The sequence below is a fragment of the Rhizobium sp. SVR5-2C genome, assembly GCF_056755115.1.
In genome coordinates this window covers 1-22,157 of record NZ_JBNDHT010000119.1, presented here as the reverse complement: position 1 = coordinate 22,157, position 22,157 = coordinate 1, and the positions used below count along the sequence as shown (strand labels likewise).

Here is a 22,157-nt window from a genome sequence, read left to right as displayed (position 1 = left end):
ATGGCCATAATATGGTAACCCACCCGCAATACAACAACGGTGGCGGCAAGACGCCACACCGAGGCACAGTCCTACATATTGTTCGTCACAATGCGCCGACCGACCTGCCCAACCGTGTTGTTCCAACAAACCCGGGAACTCAGGCGAGCTCCGGCGTGTATCGACCGTCGAATGTTGTTCCTCGATTTGGGTCGGCGAATCTGATCCCGACGACCTCGCCGTCAGGACCGGCTATCCAGGAAACATCGTAGATAGTGTACTCCGACGGTGGCCAGAACGACTGGAACTGTCCGTCATTGTCTACTTTCCATTCTCCAGACGACTGGGTCCCGTTCTCGGTGTACACGGTGCGCCCATCGGGCGTGAACACCTGCGTCGCGCCGTCGGCGTAGGCAAAGGGTGCTCGCGTCAGTGCGGCGGCAATGTCGGCCGGGCCGATACGGTCGCCGTCGGTGACGGCGGGTGCTTCTGTAGTGGGCATCTACTCGTCCTTTCGAATGCGTGTCTAGGGCGCTCGTCCGCCGACCCCGGGATGCCAAGCACAGGTGGCTCGACGGAATTGGTCAGGCGAGATTGTCACTTTTGCAGGATCTGTCCCCGCATTCAATTTGGTAGCAGGTATCGTTTTTATAACGACTGGTAATTGGCTGACGACGACGAAGAGGAAGCGTCGGCAATCGGCGCGCACGACGGTGAACGGCTGGCCCTGCGGTCCGCCAGCCTGCAAAGGCGGCCCGGGGCAGTGGCGGTTTTCCCGGACCACGCGCCTGCCGATACGTTTTGCGGGCGCCAATCACTCCTCGCGAAACGCCCTCATCATCTGATCCGAAAAGGGTTTGGCCAGATAGGAGAGGGCACTGCGCTCCTCCGTCTGGACATAGACTTCGACAGGCATGCCGGGCATGAGTTTTCTAGATCCGAGCTGCAGGAGATCGGAAGGTGCAATGGTCGCGAGATAATAGGGCCGGCCTGTCGTGCGATCTGTCGCTGTCGCGGCGGCAACCATATCCACGGTGCCATGAAATTCCGGCGTCGTACGCTGATTGAAGGCGGTGAAGCGCATGCGGGCGGATTGGCCGGGCGCGATGCGGTCGATATCGGCCGGCGGCACCTGGATCTCAACGCTCATCTCCTCGCTGTCGGGGACGACGGACATCACAGTCGCGCCGGCGCCGACTATGCCGCCGATCGTGTGGATCTGCATGTCGTAGATCAGGCCATCGACCGGAGCGCGCACTTCCATGCGCGTCAGGCGATCGCGCGCGGCGATCTCCCGCTCCTTCAGCTCGGCCACCTTGGCTTCGAGCGCGACGATCTCGGTCTGGGCTTCCTTGCGGTGGTTCTGGTCCAGCGAAAGCCGCTTGATGCGGACTTCGCTGATTTCATTCTCCGTCTCCGCCATGCGGGCGATCAGCTCCCCTTTGGCGCCTTCGATCCGCGCCTTCTGACGTGCGAGATCGCGCTGGTGTGCCACTTGGATCAGTCCCTTGGCAAGAAGGGTGCTGGCCTTCTGGAGCTCCTGATCGATGATCGCCTGTTCCTGCTCGTTCGCCTGCGATTGCGCCCGGTAGCCGGCAACCTGCTGCTCCAGCTGTATGGTCTGCAGCCGCAGCTGTTCCTTCTGGTTGGTCAGCATGCCGAGGTTCTCGCGAAACAGCTTTGTCTCACTGTTTACGAGCGGAGCGGGGATGTCGAGCCCGGTGAAATCAAGCGCACCGGCGCCATCGCGCTCGGCGGTGAGCCGGGTCATCATTGCCAGCATCTGCTGCAGCTGGCCTTGGACAATCGCCAGCTCGACGCGGGTCTGGGTCTCGTCGAGCCGGAAGAGGACGGCGCCCTTGCGGACGGCATCGCCATTGCGCACGAGGATCTCTGAGACGATGCCGCCGTCGCGGTGCTGGATCACCTTGACCTGCTGCGAGACCGCCACTTGGCCCTGTGCGATGACGGCGCCCGAGAGCTTCGCCTGCGCGGCCCAGCCGCCGACGCCGAAGACCAGCGCGCCCGCCAGAAATGCGGACAGATAGATGCGCCCCGATATGCCGAACTGTTTCTGGGTTTCTTTCTTTGCCGGTTGCATGCGCTTTCCCTCATTTTCGTTGTTCTTGATCAGGCTTGATGCGGCGCTACGCCGTGCGGGCCTGCCTCGCGTGCCGCGAGGATGAAATCCTGTTCCGTGAGTTCGTGGCGGCCGTAGAGGAGGATTTCGAAGTCCTCGTCGCGGTCGAAATCGATGATGGCCTTGACGATCGTGCGGTCCGCGCCCTCGAAGCTCTCGTGATAGAGTACGATGCGGTTCGGCGATGGCTGCGGACCACCTGCGTCCGCGTTGGCGAAGACCAGCCCGCCGATATTGGCGGCGATTTCTGAGAAATCGATCCGATCGCCGACTGCGAAGTCACGGATCTCGTCGCGGCCATCGCCGTCGTTTTCCAGTGCGGCGAGGCTGCGGAAGACGAAGATGTCGTCTCCGGCGCCGCCCGCCAGAAAATTCAGGCCGTCGCCGGCGACGATCACATCGGCACCGCTGCCGCCGATCGCAGCCTCGAAACCATCAAGCGTATCGGTTCCGATATCGGTGCCGGCGGCGCGGCCGGTAGAGAGGTCGATGACGACGGCGTGGACCGCGCCTGCGGCGCTGTAGGTGTCGAAGCCGTTGCCGCCCTGGTAGCTGTCGTCGCCATCGCTTTGCCCATCCCGGCCTTCATCGGCCGCGTGGACCGCGGCGAGCACGATGTCGTCGCCGTTGTCGCCCGAAACGCTATCGTTGCCGTCGCCGCCGGTCAGAACATCATCGCCGTCGCGTCCCGAAAGGCGGTCGTTGCCATCGCCGCCGACGAAGATGTTGGCAGCCGAGTTGCCGGAAAGGCGATCGTGGCCGCGGCCACCTATAACGGCTTCGAAGCCCTCGATCGTGTCGCGGCCGATCTCCTGTCCTTCGGCCAGCTGCGCTTCGAGATCGGCGACGACTTCCTGGACGAGTGCCGCCAGGTCGAGCGTGTCGAAACCTTCGCCGCCGTCATAGTCATCATCGCCGTCATCGCAATCATCGTCGTCGCCGGCGCGGGCGAGCACGACGAAGACGTCATTGCCGCTACCACCGGATATGATGTCGTCGCCATCTTTGCCGCAGAGCAGGTCGCTACCCGCGCCGCCGGCGATCTCGTTCGCGCCGTCGCTGCCGGTCAGCGTGTCGCTCCCCGTGCCACCCCGGATGCCCTCGATGCTGGTAAGGCCGTCGGTTCCGATCTCGTCGCCGTTCGCCGTGCCCTTCGACAGGTCGGCAGCGATTGACTTGAGGGCGTTGCCGACGTCGTAGATGTCGAAGCCATCGCCGCCGGAATAGGTGTCATTACCGTCATGTCCCGCGACCGCAGCGATACGGGCCTCTTCGCCAGCAAAGCCCGCCTTGATGACATCGTCTCCTTTGCCCGCAATAACGACGTCGTTGCTGCTGCCGCCGGTCAGGGTGTCGTGTCCGTCGCCGCCGTCGAGATAGTCTGCTCCGGCTTCGCCTATCAGCGTGTCGTCGCCGTCTTCGCCGAACAGCCGGTCGGTACCAGTGCCGCCGCTCAGCTCATCATTGCCGCGTCCGGAGATCAGGATGTCGTTGCCGGCCTCACCGAAGAGGCGGTCATCGCCATCGTCACCGAAAAGCACGTCATCGCCGGTTCCGCCGAAGAGCGTGTCATGTCCCGCGCCGCCATGAAGCGTGTCGTTGCCGTCGCCGCCGAGAATGACGTCGTTTCCGCCATCGCCGAGAACGACATCGGCAGATTCGCGTCCATAGATCACGTCGTCGCCACCCAGGCCGGAGATCAGATCCTCACCGGGCGTGCCGGTCAGGATGTCATCGCCGCTGGTTCCCTGCAGCTCATGCGGCGGGGCTTTCTGGAGCCTGAAGACCGCGCCGGTGCGGGTCTCAGCCGCGCCGTCGGAGACGTCGTAGGTGAAGCTCACGTCGCCGACATAGCCGCGTTGCGGCGTATAGATCCACATGTCCTGGCCATAGGCACGGATCTGGCCGCTCGACACCGTGATGTCGTTGATGCTCAGCTTGTCGCCGTCGGGGTCGTAGACCGCTGCCAGCAGATCGTCGAGCAGCACGAGGGCCGAGAGATTGACGAAGCCGCTGGAAAAGATATGGCGGCCGAGGCTCACGGGTGCCCTGTTCGGATCGGCATCGTCATCGCCGCCCTGATCACTGCCCGGCGTCCCGGCATGCCCGGCGTTGCTTTGCGTCGCGCGCGACGGAAAATCGAAGTTCACCGGCGGTAGCAGCGGCGGGAATTCGAAGCCTTCGCCGGTATCGATGACACGGCGGAAATTGTCATTTGCAGTCACGTTTGCGACCGAGCGCTGCAGCCGTTGCGGCAGCTCCGACGCGAAGTACAGGGTCGTGCGGAAACTGACGCGCACGGACGGCTGCTGTTCGGCAGGTTCCGTTGCCGGCTCTTCGTCGCTCAACGTCTGGAGGAAGGCCGTGACGTCCTCGATGATTTCGTAATCGCCCCGCGAGGGCGGCTCAACGTCCTTTTCCCTGTGTTCCGGTTGCTGGTTTCGGGCGCCGGGCTCGGTCTTTGCAAGCATCATGGCGAGCGCGGAGAAGGCCGTCAGGGGCACGAAGAACTTACGCGGTCCGCGCTTGGTCTCTTCCTTCTCCCGATACTTGTTGATCGGCGCGATCGCCGCCTGCGTATCCGGCAGGCCACGGGTGAGCTTCTCCTCCATGACGCTCCCCCTTATTCCGCGGCCGTTGAGCGCGGCGCACGGTCGCCGCCAAACGATTTCTCGACGGCAAGCGGCCGGGCCTTGGGCTGCAGCAGCGTTTCCTTAGGGCCGAACGAGACGAGCTTGCCGTTCTGCACCAGGCCGACCATGTCGACCGCCTGCAGCGCGCTCGGGCGATGAGCGATGATGACGACGATGCCGCCGCGGCGCCGGACCGAGAGAATGGCCGTGGTCAGCGCCTCTTCGCCTTCGGCGTCGAGATTGGAATTCGGCTCGTCCAGCACCACCAGGAAGGGCTCGCCGTAGAGTGCACGGGCAAGTGCCACGCGCTGCCGCTGACCGGCCGAAAGCGCCGTGCCATGCGGGCCGAGCTCGGTCTGGTAGCCGTCGCGCTGATGGACGATCATATCGTGGATGCCGGCTGCCTTCGCCGCAAGAATGATCTTGCGCGGATCGGGCTCCTCGGCAAAGCGACAGATGTTGTCGGAGATCGTGCCGTCCATCAGCGCCACGTCCTGCGGCAGATAGCCGACGTGATCGCGGAAGAAATCGGCGTTCCACTGGCCGAGATCGGCGCCATCGATACGGACCGAGCCACGCAGCGCCGGCCAGATGCCGAGCAGGCTCTTGACCAGCGTCGTCTTGCCGCCGCCGCTCGGACCGATTAGGCCGAGTGCCTGGCCGGCCTTCAGTTCGAAGCCGACTTCGCTGAGGAGGACGGCGCCGGTGCTCGGGGCAACTGTCGTCAGCCCTTCGATCCTCAGGCTCTCGCGCGGCTCCGGAAGCGGGATGAATTCGTCCTTGCCGTTCAGAACGGCGAGCGTTTCCTGGATGCGATTATAGCTGCGGCGTGCCGATACGACGCTCTTCCACTGGGCGATCGCCAGATCGACGGGGGCGAGTGCGCGGCTTGTGACAATCGAGGCGGCGACGATTGCCCCAGCGGAGAGTTCGCCACCAATCGCCAGATAGGCGCCGAGGCCGAGGATCGCCGATTGCAGCATCATCCGCAGCACCTTGGAGAGACCCGAAAGCGTGCCGCCGATGTCGGAGGTCTTGGTCTGGTGCTCGAGGTGATAGCGATTGGCCCGCTCGAATCGGTCGACCGCGCGCTGTGTCATCCCCATGGCATGCAGGACTTCGCTGTTGCGGGTGTTGGAATCGAGAACGGCATTGCGGGTGACCGCCGCCTTGATCATCGTCTGCGCATGGCGGCGGGTGAGCACTTCGGCGAGGATGGTCAGCCCTGCCAGAACCGCCGCACCACCGAGCGTCAGCATGCCGAGAACCGGATGCAGCAGCCAGACGAAGACGAGGTAGATGGGGATCCATGGCAGATCGAAGAGAGCGATCGGGCCCTGGCCGCCCAGGAAGCTGCGCAGCGTATCGACGTCGCGGCCACGCTCGGCGGCTTCGGCGGTCGAATAGCCGTAACGCGGCATTTCGACGACGACCTGGTGCGTCAGCGGCGCTAGCGTCGTGTCCATCCGGGCGCCGAGGCGCACGAGGATCTGCGAGCGCAGGATGTCGAAAACGCCCTGGAAGAGATAGAGGCCGATCGCCAAAACGGAGAGAGCGATGAGTGTCGAGATGCTGCCGCTGGCGAGTGCCCGGTCGTAGATCTGCAGCATGTAGAAGGCGCCTGTCAGCGCCAGGATGTTGATAAGCCCCGACAGGCCGAACAGATAGGTCAGGATGCCGCGCGCCTTGTCGATCTTGTATTGCGGCTCTTTCTTCTTCGTTGCCATGATTTTCCCCTCCGGCAATTCATTCGGCATGCCCATGGCCGTCACCGGCCATGGGCAGAGCCATCGATCAGGAGACCCCGTTGAAGTCGTTTGCCTTCAGGTTGTGGGTGCCCGCGATCATCAGTTCGAAGTCGGCTTCCGGATCGGCGTTGACATTGCCGCGCAGCACCGTGAAGGCCTCGCCGTCGATGGTTTCGTGGCTGACGGCGATCTGGCCTGCGGCGGTGATCGAGCCCGCCTTCAGCGCAAAGCCCTGGACGCCTGCAACCGACGTGTTGGCGTCGATCGCTGAGAAGTCGATCTTGTCTCCCGGCTGGAAGCCATAGATCTTGTCGCCATTGGCCGCCGCAGCCGAGGTGAAGCGGAAGATATCTTCACCAGCCCCGCCATCGATGATGTTGACGGCACGCGACGCGGTGATCGTGTCGTGGCCGGACCCGCCGATAAAGTTTTCGAAACCATAGACGGTATCCGTTCCGGTGCTCGATCCGGCGACGCTGCCTCTGCCCATGAAGCCGTTGCCGAGATCGACCGTGAGGTTGCCGGTGGCCGCGGCATAGTCGAGCGTATCCTGGCCGTCATCGCCCCAGTAAGTGTCCGAGCCATCGTTAAGTTTGGCAAGGATGAGGTCGTTGCCGGCACCGGCCCATACCTGGTCGTCGCCCGCGCCGCCTTCGAGAACGTCATCGCCATCGTCGCCGTAGAGCCGGTCGGCTCCCGCGTCGCCGAAGATATGGTCGGCATCGGCGCCGCCATGGATTTCGTCGTCGCCGTCGCCGCCCGAAGTGACATCAGCCCCGGCACCGCCGGTGATGAGGTCGTGGCTGCCTTCACCGCGCAGGATGTCGCTGCCGGCTTCGCCGACGAGGATGTCGTTGCCATCGCCTGCCAGGATGATGTCGGCTGCGGCCGCACCGAGCAAAGCTTCGCCTGCGCCGGTTCCGATCAGCGTGCGGGGGGCGGACGGCGCCGGATCTTCGCCGCCGGACGGCTGTTCGCCGTTGTCGTCGTCATCATCGTCGCTGCTGCCGCTGCCTTCCTGTTCGTCGTCTTCCTCCTCTTCCTCATGGTCGTCGTCGTCGGAACCAACCGGCGGCTCGGAGCCCTCGGGAGCGACGAAGGTGATCGAGCTGCCGTCGCGGGTCATAACGGTGCGGCCTTCCTCATCGACCGTGGTTTCGAAGTCGGCTGCGGTTAGACCATCCGGCAGTTCGATGACGTCCTGCGGACGCAGCGTGCCGACGATCGTGTCGTTGCCGCCATTCGAGCGGAAGACGATGCGGTGTGCCGATTGCAGTGCCGAGATGTCGATCACGTCGTCGCCGTCGGTGCCGTCGATGGTGATCGTGTTCAGCGCCAGGCTGGTCTGCGAGAAATCGCCGATGACGGTGATGGTGTCGCCACCCGTCACCCCGCCTGTCGGCGTACCGTCATCAAGCGTGATGTTGCCGACGGTGATCTCCTCGATATTGTCGAGCTCGGCGATGACGGAGGCATTGTCGGTGCCGTTGCGGGTGATGACGATTTCGGTGGTCGCCATCAGCCCGGTGATACCGGCAAGCTCTGCCGCCTGCCGCGTATAGATGCGGAAGGTCTCGTTGCCGCCCGGGCCATTGCGGCCGTTGAGGTCGAACGTGTCGGTGCCTGCGCCGCCATCGACGATGTCGCGTCCATCGGTTGCGCCATTATTGGCGTTCCAGACGATCGTGTCACTGCCGCCACCCGCCAGGATGATGTCGTTGCCCGTGCCGCCATCGAACGTGTCGCCACCGTTGTCGCCGATCAGGACGTTGTTGCCGGCCGTGCCACTGACATCGTTGGTGTCGCGGGTGACGGAGACACTTGCCGTATCGGTCGCCGCACCATCGCTCACCGTGTAGGTGAAGCTCCGCTGCTGCGTCGTCGAATGCGTGACATTCACATCACCTGCCGGGTTGACCGAGACCGCGAAATTTGTCTGGTTCTCAGTGGCACCGGTAATGTTGAGAAGGCTATCAACATCAGTGTCGTTGGCGAGCAGCGCCCATTCTGGAACCGTGAAGCTGCCGGTTTCCACGTTGGTGATGATGTTGTCGTTGCCTGCAACAGGCGCATCGTTGTTCGCGGTAACCGAAATCGTCGCCGTTGACGGGTTACTATTCATCAGGCCGTCGTTGACGGTGACGGTGATGACACGCGGCACGGTTCCCGGCTGATCCGAAGTGTTGCCGAAGGTGATGGTTTGGATCGCCGCCTGGTAGGCAGCGAGCGAGGCAGTACCGGTCAGCGTGATCGCGATCTGCCCTGCAACCGACGTGTCGGTCTGCACCGTGATGCCTCCCGGGAGCGTGCCTGCTGTCAGCAGGTCGCCGTTCTGGGCGTTGGTCAGAACGATCCGCGCCGAAACGATCTGGCCGTCTTCATCGGTGATGGCGGGGCCGGAAGCAATCGCAACGGGGCCGCCGTTCTCGACGAAGCTCGCCGCGTAGTTCACTGACGGCGTCGCCGCAGGGCGGGTGAAGTCAATCGTCACATTGTCGATATTGACGATATCGTTGTTGCCGAGTGAGGTCGACGTGAAGCGAACGACGGCACCCGCCGAGAACGGGCCTGTGAGGTCGATGCTGCGCGATGTGCTGTTGGTCGCCGAGTTGATGGTGTCGATCTGCACAAAGTTGGTGCCATTAGCCGCGAACCAGACAGTCACGGCGTCTCCCTGATCGAGACCACTCTCTGCCACGTCGTAGCTCAGCCGTGCCGTTGTTGCTCCGGCAAGGTTCAAACTACGCTGCACGCTGGCGCCATTGCCATCCTCGTCGAAGCGGAGCGTGCCGCCGGTGACGAGAACATCTCCGCTTGTGGCGCTGTTGTTGTCGCTGCTTTCGACCCAGGACGATGTCCAAGGCGTGGTGCCGTCGGAGCCCGTATAGTTGGACGGGCTGAAGTCGTCGCGGTATTGGCCGCGATCAAGGGTATAGAGCTGAAGGTGTGGAGGGCTGAGCGAATATTCGCCGTCCGAGAAGCGCAGCCGCTCGATGTTGAACAGGCGGTCGGTGCCGTCAGAAACCGGATTGCCGACCGTCTCTTCGTCGCCATCCGGACCGGCACCCTCATCGAAGCCAGTATGGGCGACGGTTATGCTGCCGTCCGCATTCTGCGTAATTGTGTAATTGGCGCGGACATCGGTATAAACTGCGGTGTCGACGTCGCCATCTTCCTCGCCGTCGAGGATCTCGCGAACGATTTCGAGCTGGCTCGGGTTCAGGGTGCGGTCGAACATGAGATCACTCAAAGTCCGGTCGCCAAAGGGTTTGCTGCCGTCGGCGGCATAGACGATTTTCGAGAGGCCGTCGGACGAGCCGATCTCGCTGCCACTGAGATCGCTGATGCGGATCCTGACGTTCAGCCAGCGGTCGCCGTCGATGATGTCGTCACCGGCGAGGCCGGTGATAACGTCATCTCCGCCGCCGCCGAGCAGGATGTCGGAAGCATCGGCCGTATCCATGACGATCGTCTCGGTGACGCCGTTGACCGTCACAGTTGTGCGAGCACGATGTGCAACAAGTGCAGCCAGGCCATCGATGAGGCTTAAGTTCTTCTCAAGCAGCGCGTTCGAATAGCTTTCAAGCGGGCTGCCGGTACCGGGGATGGCGGCTGTGTTCTGCAGTTCCGCCCGGGCATTGGTCGGGGAGACGCGGCCGGTCAGGACGTCGTCATGGATCCAGCCGGAGAGGCCTTCGACCAGGTCGAAGCGGTCGCGGAGGATGAAGGCTTCCTGGGTGACGAAGAGCGGGATGCCGAGATCGGAATTGGCCGCCGTATCGTCGCCCTTGTGGATCGCCCAGTCGAAACCGGCCATGCCGTTGCTGCGCTGGATGCCATCGCCCTGGAACATGATGTCGTCGCCGGATTCGGCGTCGTAGTCCGTGTCGCTGCCATCGCCGTTCAGAACGTCATGGCCGATGATCGACGAGTTGAAGAACAGCTCTGAGTTTTCGCCCGCCAGGGTGTCGAAGCGGCCACCTCCTTCGATCCAGTCGTTGCCTTCGTTGCCCATCAGGAAGTCGCCGCCGTCACCGCCGCGGATGAAGTCGTCGCCAAGACCGCCGAGAACGTGCTTGCCGTCAGGGCCTGCGATGATGAAGTCCTTGCCGTCGTTGCCGAAGATCAGTGCGAGGCCGCTGCCGCCATGGATGACGTCGTTGCCGCCTTCGCCATGCAGGAAGTCGGCTGCGCCGATATCCGTGCCGGCATTGGTGATGATATCGTCGCCATCGCCGCCATGAACGTGGTCGACACCATAGCCGGCTTCGAGCGTGTCGTTGCCGCCATAGCCCCAGATCGTGTCGTCGCCTTCGCCGGCGATGATCGTATCGTCTTCCTCGGTACCACCCATGACGACGTGATCGCCGCCGTGATAGGCCATGTAGCCGAGGTCGCCATCACCATCGGTGTCGCGGCGGACGACCAGCGGGGTCAACGCCTGCAGGATCGGATCGCTGAAGGTCGGGTCGGCACCGACCTGCTTCGAGATGTCCATTTCGAGCGTATGGTCAGGCGTCGAGAAGATATCGCCCGGCAGGGCCGTCGAGCCGTCACCGAGATCGGTGTTGCGCATGATGATCTTGCTCAGCGAGTTGTTTTCCAGCTCGTTGAGAAGGTTCAAGCCCTGGACGCGGGAGAGATAGTAGAAGCGATCGGCTTCCTGCAGGTTTTCCATCTGCAGTTCGAAGACGAAGGCAAAGGTGGAGCCCAGCATGCTGCCAAAATCCATCTTCTTCTCGGCAAGGCCGCCAATCCAGAGGTCGATGTCGTTGAGACCCGTCTCGGTGGTCGCCCAGGCTCCGGTGGAGTTGAGGAAGTCCAGGCGGTCGGCCGGTGCGCCCGCCGTGCCGAGCACGATCGATGCGGCTGCCGCGCGCTTGGCGTCGAGTGTTGTTGCGCCCGTGATCGATGAGTGCGTGCCGTAGGCCGCGATGAAATTCACGATCGATGCAGTGTTCTGCAGGTTGAGCGCGAAATCCGTCCAGCTGACATAGGGCTTTAGCTGCGTGTCCTGACCGGCTGCCTGATAGAACTGCGCACGGGCTTCGTTCAGCGTCGGCAGGCCGACGTCGCGGCCGCGGGCGATGTTCAGCGCCGCAAGGTCGAGCGGGATGCCGACCAACTGATTGCGCAGAACGTCGGTGACGAATTCGTCGATCTCGTTGCCGCCCTGACGGGACATGCCGCGGATGATGGCGCCGGCTGCCTGGTCGTGGTCGACGACGACATTGCCCGAGGCATCGACGGCGCCGAGTTCGAGCGGGTTCAGGAAGCCGTCGAACAGTGTGATGTTGTCGAAGCTGAAGGTGCCGTCGGGGTCTTCGACGAGACGGTCGATATCCTGGTTCAGCATCGAGTGGCCGAAGCGGTAAACCGCATGGGCGAACTCGGCGAAGATAGCCGGATTAATATCGGTTGAGGGTTCGAAGACGAAGGCATCGATATCCGGCTGCATCTTGCGGCCGAATTCCTCGAAGACGAGGTGTTGATACTGCATTTCCGTGGTGAAGCGGCCGGCCTGGAAGAGACGCTCGCCATTCCAGACGAGGCCGTCAATTTCTTCCTGCGTCGTCGGAAGGGCTGTCAGCGGCTCAAGCAGCCACTGGTTGAGGAAGATGAGGTCGGCGCTGTCGAGAACCACCTGCTTCGTCTGTTCGACGACGCTGTTGTGCTCCGAATGGAAGATATGGTGGATCGAGGTCAGGCCGATATTTTCGTTACCGCGGCCGTCGCCGGTGATGTAGTGGGCGTCGAGCAGCTCGTCGTCGTAGCTGGTCTGCTGGCCGCGGGTATTGAAGCCGCCCGAGTAGCCGACGGCGTCGTCGCTGTCGGCCTGCAGGGCGCCATCCACCACAACTGGTACGGCTGCATGAGCGATATCGTCAAGGAAGGCGTGGCCGATGCGAACAGCGGCGGCGGTGCTGACCGGAGCATCGGGCGTGCCTGACACGACGATGTCGTCGGCCGTGTTCGGAATACCGTCGGCGCCGATACCGGTGATGATCTGCGCGAAGCCGTTCTCGCCCGGGATGAACCGGCCGTAAGGATCGGTGCGCAGCAACGGAATGTTGGTGACGTCGGCATCGGTCAGGTCGATGCCGAGCATCGTGCGGGCCTGTTCCTTGATGTCGGCCCAGGTCGGCAGGCCGCGGTCGCCGTCGAGCAGATTGCCTGTGGCAACCGGCTTGCCTTCATGCATCACGTATTCGCGCAGGAAGACCTGATGCGAAGCGTGCGAGGTATAGGTCTGGTTCTGATCGACCCAGGGGGTCGTGGTGTTGGCGGCGACTTCGCCGTCGGCGCCGCGGCTGGCGCGAGTCAGAACCATGAAATTGGTATGCGGCGTCGCCGGATTGTAGAGCGGGTCATCAGGCGCCAGCGGAATATAGACCGTTCCGGCGCCGCCCTTCGCAACGAGATCGAGGCCGTGGTCGAAGAACTGACCGAACAGCGTGAACATCGAGTTGTAAGGCGCGGAATCGCCGATATCGGGCGAGACGTTCTCGAAAGTATAGACATAGACAGGCGTGCCGGCGGCGGCGAGAACCGAGCCGTCCAGACCGATGACGTCGGCCGGATGAACGATGGTGACGCCCTCGGCGTCCTTCATTTCGGCGCGGGTAGCGGTTTTGCCTTCGGCCAGCATGGTCTCATAGACCATGATCGCGGCCGGGTTGTTGCTGGTTTGATCGACGATCAGGTTCGAGATGATGCGCGGATCGGCATCGACGACGGTGCCTGCCGCCAGCATCGGGCTGCCGGTGTCGGCGCCCGGCGTATAATTGCCGTTGGTGAGGTAAACCGGATTGGCCGGTGTCCCGAACATCAACGAGTCGTCGTTTTCATTGAGGTAATCAGGCTGCACCAGCGGCGTGAACGGCTGGTCGGCCGCGCCCCAAGTCTCCTTGCCATCGAGCAGGTTGTTGTAGCTGCCGTCGACGGTTCTGAGACCGTAGGGCAGGAGATGCGCCTGCGGCGCACCCGTGCCGGTCGCTCCAGCTGCCTCGCCAGCTTCGGCGACGAGTTGTGAGAGGTCGCCACCTGCCGCATGGGCTTCTGCTATGGCGATCTGCTTCAGGATGAATTCGAGATCGTGTCTTACCAGCGTTACCATTTTCCCCTCCTGCGGCGCGCTGTCCCCGCGCCTGGTTTTTCGCAAACTTGTCCTGTCCGCCGGATCGCTCTGCGACGCTGGCGCCTTGAATTGCCCCTGACGTTTCAAAAAGCCCGCCTTGCACGGCTGGCTTGGGATGATGCGATCTTGCGGAAAACTTCCTGGGTTTTGAACGGCGCATGGTCGGACGATGTTTTCGATGTTCGTCCACGGGGGGAACAGGTCTTCGGTCCTTGTTACTCCCGGCGCAAAGTCCAATGATGAATTGGCCTTTGGTCTGATAACATTGCTATGCGCATATATTACAAAAATGGTCCTTTCTTTCGTGCGCCAATACTGCGACGATAGAGGCCTAATCGGCGTTGGGAAATTTTGCCGAGTGAATACTTTTAGGGTGGGGATATTGACGTGCATGAAGAGGTGAAGGAGCCGGTTGAGCAGCGCTCGCGGCTGTTCACGCATGTCATCCGGTGGGTGGCCCAGCGAACGCTTTCGACGCAGTTCCTGATTGCGAGCGGTCTTGTCATTTTGATCGCCACCTTAGGGGCCGGCTATCTGACGACGCGGCTGGTGTCGGACAAGGCGCTGAACGGCAAAGCCGGGACAACCGCCCTGCTGGTCCAGAGCCTGACTGAGGCCGAAGTCCAGGGCCTGGCGCTATCGAAGGTTCTTCCGCCCGCCAGCATCGCGCTTCTGGATTCGCTGTTCGACGACCCGGACTTCAGGGCCCGGTTCCCGCATCTCGAAATATGGGCATCTGACGGGACCGTCGCCTATTCGAGATCCAAGCCCATGATCGGTCAGCGTTTTGACTTTCCGGACGGCTTGCAGCGCGCGCTGAAGGGCGAGATCGTTGCGATCTATGCAGACCTGCAGGCCGCCGAGCACACCTTCAGGAACATCAACACTCAATATCTCGAGATCTACAGCCCGCTGCACGACCAGGCGTCCGGGCGCATTATCGGTGTGGCTGAGATCCACGAGGAACCGACGGGATTCGTCGGGGAGCTTGCACGGCTGCGAAGTGCGACCTGGGCGACAGTCGCCTTGTTTTCCGGCGTCGTGATGCTCGGCCTGTTCCTCATCGTCCGGCGCGGCAGCCGGACGATCGAGAGCCAGCGGCATGTTCTGAGGCATCGTGCCGAGGAAGCGGAGCTGACCTCCAAGGAGCTGATGGAGCTCCGGGACACGGCGCGGCGCGCGTCGATGGAGCTCGCCAACATGAACGAGACCTTCATACGCCGCGTCGGAGCTGATCTGCACGACGGTCCCGTGCAACTCATGACGCTCGCCATACTGCAGCTCGACGAATTGCGGGAGCTGACGACGAAGGACGAGTGCGCCCGGGCACTCGATGCGACGAGCAAGGCGCTAAGCGAAGCGATGGCCGAAACCCGCACCGTGACCAAGTCCCTGCTGCTACCTGAGATCCTGCATCTTTGGGCAAAGGATGTGGTTGCCGACGCGATCAAGCAGCATGAGACCCGGACGAGAACGAGGGTCGCGTTTGTCTCCAGCGGCACGAACGCCGATCTGCCGCCGGCACTGAAGACCTGCATCTACCGCTTCGTCCAGGAAGGTCTGAACAATGCCTATCGCCATGCCGGCGGCAACGGCCAGCGTGTCCGATGTCGTATCGACATGCCCGTCATTGCGATTTCGGTCGAAGATGACGGATTGCCTCCGGGGATGCCGCCGCTTGCGGCACGCGAAGGGGGAATGGGGCTCTATGGACTTCGCCAACGCATCGAGAGCTTTGGCGGCGCGCTTTCGATCAGAAAGCGAGGGGAGGGCGGGATGACACTGGCGATGACGCTGGAACTTCAACAGCCCGATGCATCTGATGCTTAAGGACGGGAATTGTCTAAATTGATAGGTGAATCTAAGCATAGATCTCGAATGGACAGAAATGCGATGAAGTTAACCAAGCATTAAAATCCAGCTTTATGTTTGGCCCTGATTACATTAGAGCTACTGGATAAGCAGACGAGGGGGTTATTCGTCATCATGTCTATCTCGGTCGCTTTTGTTGATGATCATCCAATATTACTGGATGGACTGGTTAATCTTTATTCCGCAAAAGATGATCTCCGGGTCGCCGCGCGCGGCCAGAACGCCATCGATGCGCTTAAGATCGTCGAGGAGCACCGTCCCGACGTTCTGGTGACTGATCTCAGCATGCCGGGCGACACGCTCGCGGCGCTCGAAGTGATCCAGAAGAATTACGAAGACACCAAGGTCGTCGTCTTCACCGCCACGGCTAATATCGACACGGCGATCCAGGTCCTCAATCTCGGAGTCTGCGGCTATGTCCTGAAGGGCAGCACGGCGCGGGATCTCTATGAAGCGATCAAGACCGTGCATGATGGCAGCACTTTCATCACGCCCGGCTTCGCCACTAAGGTGATCCTGTCGATGAAGACTGCGGAACTTCGCCGAAAGGCGCAGATGCAGAAGCGGCTGAGCGCCCGCGAGGAGCAGATCGTCAATTCCCTGCTGCTCGGCAAGACCAATCGCGAAATCGCCAGCATGCTCGACATCAGCGAGAAGACCGTGAAGCACTACATGACGCTGCTGATGCAGAAGCTCGACGCCCGCAATCGCGTCGAGGTGGTTCTTGCCGCCCAGAAGCTGCAGATGCCCGCGGATGTCGGAGCGGCGCCCTCGATGCTGCTCTCGTGAGAGCGATGTCCAAGGTGCGTTAATCTCCCCCTATGAAGTGAAAAATGCCTCTCTCGCGTCGCTTCTGTCGTTGAAAGAACGTCGGTGGGCTTCTGTCAAGGGTTGACGACCTCGCTGGGGACCGGCAACCTGTCCAGTTCGACCGCAACCCTGACCACCTCGTCGCTTGCCGTCGGATACCACCCGATCACCGCCAAATATCTCGGCGATACCAACAATGCTGTCGCCACCTCAGCGGCCATCACCGTCACCGTCGGGCAGGCCGCACCCAACCGATGCCCGCAACGCGACCGGAACCGCAAGCTATACGCTCAAGGTGACGGAACGCGCCGTCACCGTTAGGGACAAGAGCCTCGACGTTTGTTGGCGGGTTCCACGCCAACAACCGTCAACCTCGAAGAAGGCGCAACCGGCGGGCCGTTCGCCAAGGCGGACTTGACGTTCGTGGAGCCGGCCAATGCCGGTACCGCAGGTCTCATCCGGGGCGAGTTCGCTGCTGTTGGCCCAACGCCACCGCTGCATTGGTACCTGAAGTTTGTTCCCAACCCGGGCTACTCCGGTACGGTCAAGGTCGGCTTCAGGCTGACCAGCGCGCTCGGCGTTTCCAACACCGGCGTCGTCACCTACAAACTCGGTTACGATCCTGCCAAGGTGGCAGCCGATATAGACACCCTCGTGCATGGCTTTGTCCAGAACCGCCAGAACACGATCTCGTCCACCATCAAGGTGCCGGGCCTTTCGAACGGCGACAGATGGAGAATGCCACCGATTCGGTCACCGCCCGCATGACACCTTCAGAAACGGGTATCACGACGTCCTTCTTCACCAGCCTTGCGCAGATGGAAGCGGCTCGTGACGGCGCCGACGGCATCTCTGGTGGCTATGCTTCGCCGTTCAATATCTGGATCGACGGCACCTTCATGATGCACAATCGCGAGCAGAACGACAATCGATGGGGCAGCTTCGGCATCATCAACCTGGGGGCGGACTACCTGCTGACCGACAAGGCGCTCGTCGGCCTGTCGTTCCACTTCCACCGGATGACTGATCCAACCGATGATGACGCCGAACTGACTGGCAATGGCTGGCTGGCCGGTCCCTATGCTTCGCTGGAAATCGGCAAGGGCGTCTTCTGGGATACCAGCCTTCTTTATGGCGGTTCGGCCAACGACATCGACACAACCTTCTGGGATGGTACATTCGACACGACGCGCTGGATGGTGGACACGGCGATCAAGGGGGAATGGAGGCTCTACGAGGCGGCCACACTGACGCCGAAGCTGCGGGTCGTCTACTTCTCCGAAACGGTCGACGATTACGCGGTAAAGAACAGCGCGGACGACGAGATCGGTATCGAGGGCTTTAACGAGGAACAGTTCCGCGTCAGCCTGGGAGCGGAGATCGCGCGGTCATTCACGCTAGATAATCACATGACGCTGACACTCAAGCTCGGCGCAGCCGGCGGCTTCTCTTCTCTTGATGGCTCCCGGACATTCGGCTCGGTCTCGGCCGGCCTATCGCTTCAGACGCAGAACGCATGGGCGGTCGACGCCAGTCTGCTCTTCAACATCGAAGGCGACGGACAGAAATCCGTCGGCGCCAAAACCGGCGTCAGCAGCACGTTCTAATTACAAAAGCCCGGGCAAGCGCCCGCCCTTCTTCTTTCGAATGCGCTGGAACAGTGATGGCGCATTTTTGGTTCTTGCAGGTCTTTGCCGCCGCCCACCGGACCGGCACCTCGGCATTGTCCGTCTCGATGAGTTTTCACCACATGCGACCGTCCGCAAATATGCCGGGCGTTTCTTAAGTCACTCACGTTCTGCTCACAACGCCGGCACGATCCTTTGCTTACCGCGATCGCGACCTTGCTGTCGCTCTATGCTGAAGGGCGGCGGGTGTTGCCTGATCGCGTCCCGGTCGGCGACCTGACGAAATCAGAACGAGGGCTGATTTCGAAGATGGAAAAGCTGATCGTCCACCTACAAGCGTGCAACGCTAACGTCATCGAAGACTACCGCCCGGGCTGACATTGCGGCAGATCCGATTGCCTTTCTGCGCAAGGATCTGTCGGCGCGCAACATCATCACATGCGCCGAGGCGATGAATTTGAGGGACGGGCGGTGGGTCTATACCGCCGGCTTGTTCGGCAAAAGCCCGGGTCGGCCAAAGGCGTAATGTTCATCACTACCGAGGACGATGACCGGGCCGACCAACCTTGCCGTCTGGCCGACACTCCTTGAAAAACGCCGGCGAATCGTCCTCGGATCCTCTATGATGGCGATCAATGGCCGGATCCAGCGGGAAGGGGAGGCCGTCCATCTTGTCGCGCAGCAGCTCTTCGACTTGTCAGGCGACCTTGTGGGCCTTGCTGATTGCGATGAGTTCAAACTGCCGTCAAATCGCGGCGACGAGTTCGCCCGAGGCGGTGGGCCGGATCCACGGGACAAGCCGAAGCCGGTTGTTGCCCGCGCACATGTTCGTGCCGGACCTTCATATACGCTGAAGATCAAAGCGCGGATTTTTCACTAAAATTCTAATGCGACTAGCGTGTCGTCGGTTCGCATACGTTTAAGAGCCACCACTGTACGAAAAAATGAGGAAGGACCCTATTAACCTCCTATCAGTTACGGACGGGCTATCTTACTGAAGATGTTTATATCTTGCGGTTAGCTGCAAAGCGGCAGATCAGGTGAAGCCGGCACAAGTCAGGGTGAATTGAAAGACAGCGCCGTGGGGATTATCTGCCTCAGCCCACAATCGACCTCCATGCGCTTCGACGATCGAACGGCAGATCGACAGACCGAGGCCCATGCCGCCAGGCTTGGTCGTGTAGAACGGACTGAAAATCCGTTCGAGCAACTCCGGTCCCAGGCCAGGACCTGTATCAGCCACGGCCACGCGCAAGCAGTCAGCGCCCTCCTTCGCCGTCCGAACCCGCAGCTCTCGCGACCCATCGATGGTGGCCATGGCTTCAGTGGCGTTGATGATCAGGTTCAGGATCACCTGCTGCAGTTGCACCCGGTCGCCATGCAAGAGCGGCAGGTTATCGGCGAACTGCGTCTCCACTTTTATTCCGTTCTTGGTGATTTCGCTCCGGGCCAAGCCGATCACTTCGGTGATTGTCTCGTTAATGTCGAGCATGTCTCGCTCTGGCGGCACTTTCTTGATCTGTCCGCGTATGCGACCAATGACCTCGCCAGCGCGTCTGCCGTCCCTGGCGATCCGATCAAGCGCCTTGCGGACTTCCGCGAGATCCGGCTGCTCCTTGTCCATCCAGCGCAATGCGGCCTGGGCATTGGTGACGGTTGCAGCGATCGGCTGGTTGACCTCATGGGCGATTGAAGCGGTAAGCTGCCCTATGGTCGCGACCCGGTTGGCATGTGCCAGCTCCATCTGCACCTGCCGGTATCGCTGATCGCTCTCGCGGGCTTCTGCTTCCGCCCGCTTGAGATCGGTCAAGTCCAGGATGTAGGCAACGCCTTGATCCGATCGTCCTTCGAATGCGGCTGCGCCGATCAGCACAGGTACCCGGCTGCCATCCTTACGGAAAAACTCCTTTTCGCGAGCTTGCATGGTGCCAGTCGACTGAAGCTCTTCGAGTTCACTCCGAGCGTGCACTTCTTGCCATTCGGGAGGCGTCATGTCGAACCAGCGAAGCCCTGCGTTCAAATCCTCGCGATCATACTGCACCATGCGGAGAAACGCATCGTTGGCATCGATCAGACGTCCGTCCAAGTCCCAGATGACAATCCCTATGACGTTGGCATCGACCAGCCGCCGGATCCTGGCTTCTCGTTCCGCGAGTTCTCGGTACAACTGCGTATTCTCCAGCGAGATAGCCGCCTGCGAGGCGAGCAGCTTCAGCACCGCGATCCTGGCCGGCGCGAATACCCGAGGGGCCAGGTTGTTCTCGAGGAACAGCACACCAATGATCTTGGCCTGATTGAGCAGCGGCAGGCAGAGGACTGAGCAGGCCCGCCGCTTGCGGATATACGGGTCGGCGGCAAACGGGGACTGTCCAGCGGCATCGTCGAGAATAACGCTTTCCCCGGTGCGTAGGACATAGTGGAGCACTGACTCCGGCAGAACGGCGGCGGCCATGGGCTCGTCGCGCAGGCGCGTGATCACCGCCTTCCCGCTGATCGTGGTTTCTGCGGCGATGCGCTGTTCAGCCCCGCGCGACAAAATCAACAAACCTCGTTCGGCACCTGCCTGTTCAATGGCGGTTTGCATAATCGTTTCGAGGAGCTTCTCCAGTACGATCTCGCCTGATATCGCCTGCGACACCTTGATTACGGTCGCAAGGTCGAGGTGCTCGATGGGCGCGGCCATAGTGCTCGTCGAAGCGGGCGCGGGTTCGTCCGTTCTGAGGCGCGGATACATCTCGTCGAGTTGCTGCACCTTGCCATCCGCGCCCCAGCGGAGATAACAGTGACGGGCGTTTCGCAGGTAGAGATGCGCGATTTCGTCGAAGCCACGTGTCTGGTAGAATCGCGCGGCGAGCTCATGGGCGAGCGCCTCATTATGGCCAAAGCCGTTTGCCTGTGCCGAACGGATGGCTTGTTCGTAAAGGTTCATGGCGTCAAGTGCGCGGCCCTCGATCCGGGCAATCTCGGCGCCTGTCAGTTCGGCGCGATTTGCAAAGGTCTCCCGACAATTCTTCGCCCAGAGCGTGATCTGCCGGTGATGAGCCGCCAGCGCTTCCAAATGCCGGAGCCGCTCTTCGCCAAGGGACGTATCGCAGCGCGCCGCCCGAGCAAGTGCCCCGTAGAAATGGTATTCAGCCAACTCGAATTGAGACGGCACCGTCCAAAGCAGAGGCGCAACGTTCGATGCAGCCGCGACGGCAGATGCACTGTCGCCGGCATAGACGAACGCTTGCAGCTTGCGAATCCAGTATCGGGACGCGGCAATGGCCAGCTGGGGATTGCTCCCCAAATGCTGCTCGAACCGGCTCTCGTCGAAGTCCGGTTCGTTAAAGGAGGTAAAGTCCGGCGTCAGCCCACGGAGCATCCGGATGAGCCTGAGCTGAGCGGCTATCAGGTCGCTGATAAGACCGAACCGCATTTTCTGCACGAATTCGAGCGCATTCCCGGCCTCCAGCTCGACGTCATCGAGCCGATCTCCGGAGGCAAGACGGTTCGTGATCAGGTCAGCGCGGCTGTAGGCCGCATAAATTAGGTCACCGGTCTCCTGCGCTGCCTCGAAGGCGCGCCGCAGGAAGACGCGGCAGGTCGGCAGGTGCTGTAGCCAGGGCGCGACATGGACGGCGAAGACCAGGTAGACGCGGGCGCTGTGCCGGTCGAGCCCGCGCTTCTCGACCAGATCCAGGCCAAGTCTGCCGAAACGGTGTCCTGCGTGGTAGTCTCCGAAATAAGTTACGAGGACGCCACCCAGCCACACATAAGCGTAGCATGATCCGTCGCAGTTGCCATTATCAAGACTGAGGGTCGCCATCCGGCAGACAACGAGCCGGAACAGATTCAAATCGGTGAACATGGCCGGCGAGGCAAGCGCCGTAAGCACGTCCATCGTCGCGCGCTGGTCGGGATCGGCCATCGACGGGAGGTCGAGCAGGGCTTCAATCGAGCTCGATCCTATCTGCTGCAGCAACCGATCATAGTCTTGCCCGACATCCTGCGCTGTCGGGTGCAGCGACCACTGGCCGTCAAGCCGCCGGAGATACTCGAGGCCCACTTTTACCGCGCTGTCGCTCCGGTCCAGGTTAGTGTAGAGATTGAGGCGCACGCAGGTGACAGCGGCGAGATCGATGGTAGTCTGGGCGCGTCGTGACAGCATCGCAAGCCGTTCTTCCGCAGATGCCAGTTCCCCCGTCAGGTATTCGCACTCGGCGCGGT

General features: G+C 61.7%; 11 protein-coding genes and 2 pseudogenes. 7 read left to right on the top strand and 6 right to left on the bottom strand.

The annotated features are described in order from the left end of the window. Positions 1-139 precede the first annotated feature (139 nt). The 5 genes from ACPYOI_RS26670 to ACPYOI_RS26650 all read right to left on the bottom strand — a co-directional run bounded on the left by ACPYOI_RS26670 (position 140) and on the right by ACPYOI_RS26650 (position 13,617). On the bottom strand, positions 140-481 hold the full coding sequence (locus tag ACPYOI_RS26670; RefSeq protein ID WP_481423596.1) for a hypothetical protein: 342 nt from the start codon (positions 479-481) through the stop codon (positions 140-142). Between the two features lie 312 nt (positions 482-793). Next, a complete protein-coding gene (locus ACPYOI_RS26665) occupies positions 794-2,080 on the bottom strand; it encodes an HlyD family type I secretion periplasmic adaptor subunit (RefSeq protein WP_481423595.1) in 1,287 nt (428 codons plus the stop codon). 29 nt (positions 2,081-2,109) lie between these two features. Next, positions 2,110-4,731: a cadherin-like domain-containing protein gene (locus ACPYOI_RS26660; protein WP_481423594.1), complete on the bottom strand. Its 2,622-nt coding sequence runs from the start codon at positions 4,729-4,731 to the stop codon at positions 2,110-2,112. Between the two features lie 11 nt (positions 4,732-4,742). Beyond that, positions 4,743-6,479 (bottom strand): type I secretion system permease/ATPase, encoded by a 1,737-nt coding sequence (locus ACPYOI_RS26655; protein WP_481423593.1) that lies wholly within the window; start codon positions 6,477-6,479, stop codon positions 4,743-4,745. A gap of 67 nt (positions 6,480-6,546) precedes the next feature. Next, positions 6,547-13,617, bottom strand: coding sequence for a peroxidase family protein (locus ACPYOI_RS26650; RefSeq protein WP_481423592.1), 7,071 nt, complete (start codon positions 13,615-13,617; stop codon positions 6,547-6,549). 408 nt (positions 13,618-14,025) lie between these two features. Here ACPYOI_RS26650 and ACPYOI_RS26645 point away from each other — a divergent pair, with 408 nt between their 5' ends. From ACPYOI_RS26645 to ACPYOI_RS26615, 7 genes and pseudogenes are all read left to right on the top strand, one after another. Beyond that, positions 14,026-15,468 carry a sensor histidine kinase gene (locus ACPYOI_RS26645; RefSeq protein ID WP_481423591.1) on the top strand — a complete coding sequence of 481 codons (1,443 nt, stop codon included), beginning with the start codon at positions 14,026-14,028 and terminating at the stop codon, positions 15,466-15,468. Positions 15,469-15,624: 156 nt separating this feature from the next. Continuing rightward, positions 15,625-16,299, top strand: coding sequence for a response regulator (locus tag ACPYOI_RS26640; protein ID WP_481423590.1), 675 nt, complete (start codon positions 15,625-15,627; stop codon positions 16,297-16,299). Between the two features lie 84 nt (positions 16,300-16,383). Next, positions 16,384-16,641 (top strand): Ig-like domain-containing protein, encoded by a 258-nt coding sequence (locus ACPYOI_RS26635; RefSeq protein WP_481423589.1) that lies wholly within the window; start codon positions 16,384-16,386, stop codon positions 16,639-16,641. 18 nt (positions 16,642-16,659) lie between these two features. Continuing rightward, the gene (locus ACPYOI_RS26630) at positions 16,660-17,088 is read left to right on the top strand and encodes a hypothetical protein (RefSeq protein ID WP_481423588.1); all 429 of its coding nucleotides are present in this window, start codon (positions 16,660-16,662) and stop codon (positions 17,086-17,088) included. Beyond that, positions 17,052-17,927, top strand: a complete 876-nt coding sequence (locus tag ACPYOI_RS26625; protein ID WP_481423587.1) for an autotransporter outer membrane beta-barrel domain-containing protein — start codon at positions 17,052-17,054, stop codon at positions 17,925-17,927. Before ACPYOI_RS26630 ends, ACPYOI_RS26625 begins: the two co-directional genes overlap by 37 nt. 142 nt (positions 17,928-18,069) lie before the next feature. Then, a pseudogene (locus ACPYOI_RS26620) lies at positions 18,070-18,274 on the top strand (hypothetical protein); the annotation flags it as partial. A gap of 45 nt (positions 18,275-18,319) precedes the next feature. Beyond that, positions 18,320-18,828 (top strand): annotated as a pseudogene (locus ACPYOI_RS26615) (OB-fold nucleic acid binding domain-containing protein); the annotation flags it as partial. Between the two features lie 156 nt (positions 18,829-18,984). Here ACPYOI_RS26615 and ACPYOI_RS26610 read toward each other — a convergent pair. Next, positions 18,985-22,157 (bottom strand): GAF domain-containing sensor histidine kinase (locus tag ACPYOI_RS26610; protein WP_481423586.1); only part of this gene is annotated, 3,173 nt, incomplete at its 5' end.

Excerpts from the sequence above, each read along its gene's own strand:
- ACPYOI_RS26670 (WP_481423596.1), bottom strand. The coding sequence starts at position 481 with ATGCCCACTACAGAAGCACCCGCCGTCACCGACGGCGACCGTATCGGC.
- ACPYOI_RS26665 (WP_481423595.1), bottom strand. The coding sequence starts at position 2,080 with ATGCAACCGGCAAAGAAAGAAACCCAGAAACAGTTCGGCATATCGGGG.
- ACPYOI_RS26660 (WP_481423594.1), bottom strand. The coding sequence starts at position 4,731 with ATGGAGGAGAAGCTCACCCGTGGCCTGCCGGATACGCAGGCGGCGATC.
- ACPYOI_RS26655 (WP_481423593.1), bottom strand. The coding sequence starts at position 6,479 with ATGGCAACGAAGAAGAAAGAGCCGCAATACAAGATCGACAAGGCGCGC.
- ACPYOI_RS26650 (WP_481423592.1), bottom strand. The coding sequence starts at position 13,617 with ATGGTAACGCTGGTAAGACACGATCTCGAATTCATCCTGAAGCAGATC.
- ACPYOI_RS26640 (WP_481423590.1), top strand. The coding sequence starts at position 15,625 with ATGTCTATCTCGGTCGCTTTTGTTGATGATCATCCAATATTACTGGAT.
- ACPYOI_RS26625 (WP_481423587.1), top strand. The coding sequence starts at position 17,052 with ATGGAGAATGCCACCGATTCGGTCACCGCCCGCATGACACCTTCAGAA.